This window comes from Parafilimonas sp. (genome assembly GCF_047606085.1).
Lineage (GTDB): Bacteria > Bacteroidota > Bacteroidia > Chitinophagales > Chitinophagaceae > Parafilimonas.
Genome location: NZ_JASGEX010000083.1, coordinates 1 through 7,884 on the forward strand (window position 1 = coordinate 1; position 7,884 = coordinate 7,884).

Genomic DNA, 7,884 nt, shown 5'->3' on the forward strand with positions numbered 1-7,884 from the left:
ATCAGGTTAAGGTATTTAAATACATGCGGAAAAAATTCAAGTTTATCCCAACTGTCAATGTTGCCGCCTTTGGGTTCAATAATCAATGTGCCATCGCGGTCAATAAATAAAAGTTTCTTTGCCATAGCTGCAATAATACTTTAAGTTCAAGAATCGCAGAAATACAAATCTTATCCGCATATAAAAACATTGCTTATTTTTAAAAATCTTATCACCTAACTAAATCAGCATGAACAATTCAAGAAGAAATTTTATAAAAACAGGCGCTTTCACAATGGCGGCGCTCACATTGTCAAAAACCAAATCTTTCGCAAGAACTTTTTCGGCAGATCATATAACAGGTGTTCAATTATATTCCGTAAGGGATGATATGGCCAAAGACCCTTCAGGCACATTAAAACAACTAGCTGCAATGGGATATAAATATGTAGAGCACGCCAATTATAAAGACAGGAAATTTTATGGGTATGCAGCGCCGGAATTTAAAAAGCTCCTTGATGACCTTGATTTGAAAATGCGCAGCGGCCACACCGTTATGACAGCGGAACATTGGGACGAAGCAAAAGATGATTTCACCGATGTTTGGAAGCAAACGGTAGAAGACGCTGCAGCCGTTGGCCAGTTATATGTAATAAGCCCCTGGCTTGATGAAGCGCTGAGAACAGATATGGACAAGCTTAAAAAAATGATGGATATATTTAATAAGAGTGGGGAACTATGCAGCAAATACAATATGAAGTTTGGCTATCATAACCACGATTTTGAAATTGTTACAAAAGTGGGCGATGAGAATTTATATGATTTCATCATTAAAAATACCGATCCAAACCTGGTGATTCAGCAGATAGATATTGGCAACATGTATGGCAATGGCGGAAGGGCAATAGAGATCATGAAGAAGTACCCGGGCCGTTTTCAATCTATGCATGTAAAAGATGAGATAAAAGCAACCAAAGGTGAAATGGGCGGCGAGCCTTATGAAAGCGCCGTGCTTGGCAAAGGCGTTTTAAACGTAAAAGAAATTCTTGATTATGGCAGGAAATATGGCGGCACTAAACATTTTATTATAGAGCAGGAATCTTACCAGGGCCAGGCGCCGCTGGATGCGGTAAAAGAAGACCTGGCTGCAATGAAGAAATGGGGGTATTAAAATTAAACTTATACCGTGTTTTACAAAGCGTTCCTTTTAGAAGGAACGCTTTGTGTTTATAAATTAATCCTGACATAAAACACAATCAACCTAATTGTATTACCTTCATCCCAAACCAAAAACTGACTTTCTAAATTAAGATGAATGCACCTGTGAAAAAGAAAAGCTTTGTTGTTATAAACATTGTATTGGAAGCAGATCACACTTATATGCAAAATCAGCAAACCCCTGAAGGCTGGATGTTTATCAATCATATTTGCTTGCAATGGTATCAACATTTATGTATAGAACCAAAGACAAAAAACCTACTCAAAAAAATATCGGTTAACGACTACATACAGTTATTGACTGATGTAAAAAAAAATAAAAATCAATAATACCTGGCATCTTAATGAATATGCAGCAGCCGCAAAAAAAACTTATACAGGCTTTAGACAATTAACATATAATACGTAAATTTTTCCAGGTTAGGGGTTAATTTACATTTAAGATAATATTTTCACATCTGCCGGTAACTTTATAAGTATTCTATTCACACTATGTGAACAACAAAAATTGCAATCCTTTGCTTTCAAAAATATATTTGAAAAGGGTTAGTAACAGCCATCATAAAACAACATTCAATCACAAAAAACGTAACACCTTTGACAGAAACGATCATTAACCTCGACACATTAAATCCAATAGAATTCTTCGGTGTAAACAACAGGAAACTTGATATTCTGCGCAAAAAATTCCCCCTCTTAAAAATACTTTCAAGAGGCACGCAATTAAAGCTAAGCGGCGCACCGGAACAGGTAGAATCAGCCAAGGAAAAAATTGACCTTATTGTTCAGTACATGGAGCGCAACGGCGATTTAAGCGAAAATTATTTTGAACAAATCCTCGGCGGCGACGATGCAGAAACAATAGACAATTTTGTTGATAAAAACCCGAACGATATATTGGTATTTGGGCCCAATGGCAAAACGGTACGTGCCAGAACAGCCAATCAAAAAAGAATGGTACAGGCGGCAGATACCAACGACATTGTATTTGCCATTGGCCCTGCCGGCACCGGTAAAACTTATACAGCGGTGGCCATTGCAGTAAGGGCATTAAAAAACAAGCTCGTTAAAAAAATCATTTTAACAAGGCCGGCCGTTGAAGCCGGTGAAAGCCTTGGCTTTTTGCCCGGAGACCTGAAAGAAAAAATTGATCCTTACCTGCGGCCATTATACGATGCACTGGACGATATGATTCCTGCTGATAAATTAGGCTATTATATGAGCACACGCACTATTGAAATTGCACCATTGGCCTATATGCGCGGCCGTACGCTCGATAATGCCTTTATTATTCTGGATGAAGCGCAAAACGCCAACGATCTTCAGCTTAAAATGTTTTTAACACGTATAGGCGCCAATGCAAAAGCCATTATAACGGGCGACCCTACACAGGTTGATCTTCCTAAAAACCAGCGCAGCGGTTTGGAAAAAGCCATTCGCATTCTTAAAAACATTAACGGCATTGCCCATATTGAACTGGATGAAGAAGATGTAGTGCGCCACCGCCTTGTAAAAGCCATCATTAAAGCTTACGATAAAGAATATCAAAAAGAAATGCACCCGTAATTTTATATGGCTATAATTGTTGCTGAAAAGCAGGCTTATAAACGGCCTGCTTTTTTAACGTAAATGATGGCGCATCCGTAACTGCCAGGAACTTTTGAGCCATGTAATGCATGACCCAATAAGCCCTTTGTTTTCTTTATCAATAAAGGCATGCTATCTCTTAAATAGGTTTCAGAAATTTGTTGCGCAAGTGTGCAAAGCGCTAATAAAAAAAACAGGTTTTCTATTTATTCAAAGCTTTTATTGAAGCAATTTATCTATTGTTACAAACCGATACTTACGGCTTTTTAAAGTATCTATTAATGCAGGCAATTTATAATAAAACTTATCAGTTCGTCTTGGGTCAGTCCCTATATGCGTAAGCAGAATAAAGCCGTTGAGCCCGCCGGATGATTTTTGCTCATAATTTAATATTGAATTAAATACAGAATCACTGCTTACATACCTGCTTTCCTGTTCAGGGTAAGTGTAATCCGCATTACTGCGGGTGCCTGGTGTAAAGTTTATGAGTTGCAATCCCATCTCTTTTGTCCATGAAGCAATTGAATCATTATGCCATTCGTAAGGTGGCAGAAAATAATGGGCATCATTCTTACCAATGGAAAATTGCCGCAGCTTTTTATAAGCAGCCTGCAAATCGTTTTTAAATGCTTCTTTTGTTATAAGCAGGCTGTCTCTTTTTATCCAATCACAGTATAATAAATGTTTATCTGAATGAGGCCCAAGGTAATTTCCATGCCCTTTTAAGCGAATAATAAGGTTTTTAAATTGCTGATTGCTATAAAAATTGCCCGTCAAAAAAAAGGAGCCATTCATGTTTTTGCTTTGCAAAACAGAATCAATAAAATCTCCGCCATCGGCAAATTCATCTCCGGTAAAAACCAATGCTATATTTTTTATGGTTGAATCGCCGCGGATAATAGCGCCATAGGATACGGTTTTATTATTTGTGCATTGTGTATTTCGCCTTGCTTCATTTTCTTTGGCAGCCATCGGGTAAATAGAAGAAGCAGTGCCATCCATTGCTGGCCCATTAATACCAGTATCGTTTTCTTTATTTTTTTTGAACGAAACCATGCAGGCAACGATCAAAAAAAGCACATTACATTTTATAACCCTGTTCAGCTTTTTATTTAAAACCATAATACAATTTATACAAGTTGTTTACTGACAAACGAAATGCCTTCTAAAAAAATTCGTGCAGGTAAAATTCTGCATTGAAGATAATCAGGCTGGCTTTGCGTATTGCTTCATCCAACGGAATAGCGGCTGTATGCTAAAAAAGGAAGTTCTGCCACAAAGCTACTAAGGCACAAAAAATTAAGCTTTACAATAAAGGCTTTGTGCCTTAGTAGCTGTTTAAAAATTTAATTCTTTATAGGGTTTTGGCGATTTTTCGCACAGAGCAAAGGAGTCAGCAGAGGATAAAGCGCCTCTGTTAGCTCTGTGTTCTCTGTGTGAAAAAATTTAAACAGCTTCTTAGTGGCCATCTTTGCCAAACGGCCTTTCAGAAGACAGCCGCTATTATATAAATTGCAATACTTTTGCTGCCTGTTAACTGCACTACATGAAGATTTCTGCAAAAAAGCTTATCTCCAAAACTTTAAAAATAACAGGCATTTCACTCGGCAGCATTTTACTGATCATGTTTTTGCTGCCTGTATTATTCCCCGGCTTTGTGGCCGGCAAAATAAAAACCTGGGTGAATAGCGCTATTACAACAAAACTTGATTTTTCCAAAGCCAGGCTGTCGTTCTTCAACCACTTCCCTTCGCTTACACTTACCTTATACAATGTTTCGCTGATGGGCTCAGTGCCATATTCCGCCGATACGTTGATAAAAGCAAAGGAATTAAGTTTAGGCATTGATATTTCTTCTGTACTTTCAAGCAGCATCAGGATAGACAAAATATTTCTCACCAACAGCGCCATTAATATTAAAGTTGATGAAAACGGCGGCGCCAATTATAACGTATATAAAACCGATACGGCAACGGCATCTTCTGCAGACACTGCCGGCGCTGCCTTACAACTGGAGAAGATACAGATAAGCAAAAGCAATATTGTTTACAACGATCTCTCCATCCCCATTCTTATTACGGCACAGGGGCTTGATTACATTGGCAAAGGCGATGTAAGCAAGGCTCTGTTCGACCTGGCCTCCCATATTAACATACAAAGCTTTACGCTGGCTTATCATTCTGCGCGCTACATCAATTCAAAAAAATTAAAGGCCGACCTGGTTACAAAGATCAATACCAACTCCCTGGCATTTGAGTTTATAAAGAATGACCTGCTGATCAATACGCTGCCGGTTGATTTTACAGGCAGGTTTGCATTTCTCGAAACGGGGTACAATATAGATTTTGAACTGCAGTCGCATAAGGGCAACCTGCATGATGTTTTCTCTGCCCTGCCGCCTGAGTATGCCGCCTGGAATGATGAAACAAAAGCCGGCGGAAAAATTGACATCAGGGCTTATTTAAAAGGTAAATATGATGCTGATAACAACATAATGCCCGACCTGGGCTTTAATATGCAGGTACGCGAGGGTTATATTAACCACCAGAATGCGCCCGCACCGGTAAAAAACCTTTTTCTGAATTTCGATTCGCAACTGCCATCGCTTAATACAGACAGCCTGTATGTGAATATTGATTCCGTGTTTTTTAATATTGATAAGGATTATTTCAGCGCCATCATTAAACTGAATAACCTGAATAAGCCAACAGTGCATGCCAAGATCAACGGCGAAATGGACCTTGAGAAATGGGATAAAGCTTTGGGCCTGCAGCCTTTTAATGTAAAAGGATATTACAAACTGCATTTTACAGCAGATGGCAGCTATCAAACCAGGGTGGTAAAAAAAGGCATACGCAAAACGGACACTGTTATTGCAAGCATCCCTTCATTCAGCCTTCAGTCTTCATTAAGCAATGGCTATTTTAAATACGCTTCGCTGCCGCAGCCGGTGTCAAACATCAGTTTCAACATAAGCGCAACCTGCCCCGACAGCAATTACTGGCATACCGGCATTGCGCTGACCAACCTTAATGCAAACATGCTGAGCGATTATATAAAAGGCTTTATAAAGATCAGCAACTTTAAAAACTTTACGGTTGACGCCGATCTTAAATCCATTATCCATCTTGATAATATTAAACAATATTACCCGCTGCAAAATTTGCAGCTTGGCGGTAATGTACATGTTGATATTGTTTCAAAGGGTAATTACCTGCCGCAGAAAAAGCAATTTCCCGTTACGCAGGCAGGCATTAAGCTGCAGGATGGTTTTGTGCAAACGCCTTATTATGCGCAGGCCATAGAAAAAATAGCACTGGATGCCACCCTCATCAATACAGACGGCAGATTAAAAAGCACATCGCTGCAGATACAGCCCCTTTCTTTTTCGTTTGCGCAGCAGCCTTTCACACTTATGGTTTCCTTAAAAAACCTTGAAGATGTTATGTATAATGTGCGCTCCAAAGGCGCCATAGATGTTGGCAAAATTTACAGGGTATTTGCCCTGCAGGGATTGAATATCAATGGCAGCGTTACAACAGATTTGACCTTAAAAGGCTTGCAAAGCGATGTTGTGGCAGGCAGGTATGAAAAATTGTATGGCAATGGCATGGCATCGCTGGAAAACATTGCGTTTCGCTCAGATTATTTTCCGCAGCCCTTTATGATAAAAACGGGTTTATTCAGATTCATGAACGATAAAATGCACTTCGATACATTTAAGGCAGCTTATGGCAAAACAGATATCAGCCTTAACGGTTATCTTTCCAATCTTATCAATTATGTATTTAGCGATAATGCTGTATTAAAAGGGAGTTTCCGTTTAACGTCCGATCATTTGTATGCGGATGAATTTGCCGCTTTCGCCGGCGATACTTCCGCTTCATCTCCTGCAAAAGATACCGCAGGCACAGGCGTGGTTATCATTCCATCCAACCTTGATGTGGCGCTTACGGCCGCTGCCGGTACGGTTGGGTACAATCATATTTTGCTGAAAGATTTTAAAGGCGGCCTTGCTGTTAACAAAGGCCGCCTTCAGCTTAAACAAACCAGTTTCAGCCTGGTGGGCGCTCCCGTGGTTATGGATGCCATGTACTACAGCCTCTCGCCGTATAAAGCAGGCTTCGACTACAGCATTGATGCAAAAGAGTTTGATGTAAGGCGCGCTTACAACGAAATAAAATTGTTTCATGACCTCGCTCCTGCCGCGGCAAAAGCACAGGGCATTGTGTCGCTCAGTTATAAGCTAAGCGGCAGGCTTAACGAAAATATGCAGCCTGTTTATCCTTCATTAAAGGGTGGCGGCGTGCTTTCAATAAAAGACGTAAAGCTGAATGGCTTTAAATTAATGAACGCAGTGGGCAGCGCTACCGGCAGAGACAGCATCAGCAACCCCAGCTTAAAGGCTGTTAATATTAAAACAACCATTGCCGGCAACATCATCACGCTTGAAAGAACGAAGCTCAAAATATTGGGTTTTCGCCCCCGTTTTGAAGGCCAGGTAAGTTTTGATGGCAGGCTCAATCTTTCGGGCAGGCTTGGCCTGCCGCCGTTCGGTATTTTTGGCATTCCCTTCACCGTTACCGGCACACAGGATGCCCCTACAGTAAAACTGCGCCGCGCCAGGGGCTCTGATAAAATTGAAGAAACGCAGGAAGAACCTGATGAAGACAGCCAGCCATAAGTTTTCGCATCCCCAGATATTTTAATCGAGCAGGAAGAAAATTTTCATTTTCTTCCTGCTTTCATTTTTTTCCTCTCACACCACCGTGCGTACGGGTCTCGTACACGGGGCGGTTTGCTAAAACATGGATAGTTGTTTCTCTTTAGATTCGTACAGTGAGTAAAATGATGGTAAGCCTTGCCGGCGCAGGTATTGGTTGCTCATCGCTCTTGCAAGGATGGGGCTGTGTGCCACACGTCAACTGCCTTTGCTGCTGTTTGCCCATTGGTAGCTTTGCCATTTCGGCACTTTTAACCCCTAACCTGGAAAAATGTACGTATTATATGTTAATGTCTAAAGCTTGCATAAGTTTTTTTGCGGCTGCTGTATATTCATTAAGATGCCAGGTATTATTGATTTTTACTTTTTTTACATCA

5 protein-coding genes are annotated in these 7,884 nt (G+C 40.3%); 4 read left to right on the forward strand and 1 reads right to left on the reverse strand.

Features of this window, described 5'->3' with window-relative positions:
- Window positions 1-229 precede the first annotated feature (229 nt).
- From QM629_RS07350 to QM629_RS07360, 3 genes are all read left to right on the forward strand, one after another.
- Window positions 230-1,150 (forward strand): sugar phosphate isomerase/epimerase family protein, encoded by a 921-nt coding sequence (locus tag QM629_RS07350; RefSeq protein ID WP_415158720.1) that lies wholly within the window; start codon window positions 230-232, stop codon window positions 1,148-1,150.
- 152 nt (window positions 1,151-1,302) lie between these two features.
- The gene (locus QM629_RS07355; RefSeq protein ID WP_415158722.1) at window positions 1,303-1,527 is read left to right on the forward strand and encodes a hypothetical protein; all 225 of its coding nucleotides are present in this window, start codon (window positions 1,303-1,305) and stop codon (window positions 1,525-1,527) included.
- 267 nt (window positions 1,528-1,794) lie between these two features.
- Window positions 1,795-2,763 (forward strand): PhoH family protein, encoded by a 969-nt coding sequence (locus tag QM629_RS07360; protein ID WP_415158724.1) that lies wholly within the window; start codon window positions 1,795-1,797, stop codon window positions 2,761-2,763.
- Between the two features lie 240 nt (window positions 2,764-3,003).
- On the opposite strand, the gene QM629_RS07365 is transcribed toward QM629_RS07360, so the two are convergent.
- A complete protein-coding gene (locus QM629_RS07365) occupies window positions 3,004-3,906 on the reverse strand; it encodes a polysaccharide deacetylase family protein (protein WP_415158726.1) in 903 nt (300 codons plus the stop codon).
- Window positions 3,907-4,330: 424 nt separating this feature from the next.
- Here QM629_RS07365 and QM629_RS07370 point away from each other — a divergent pair, with 424 nt between their 5' ends.
- Entirely contained in the window at window positions 4,331-7,468 is a 3,138-nt protein-coding gene (locus tag QM629_RS07370) for a hypothetical protein (RefSeq protein WP_415158728.1), read from the forward strand.
- Window positions 7,469-7,884 lie beyond the last annotated feature (416 nt).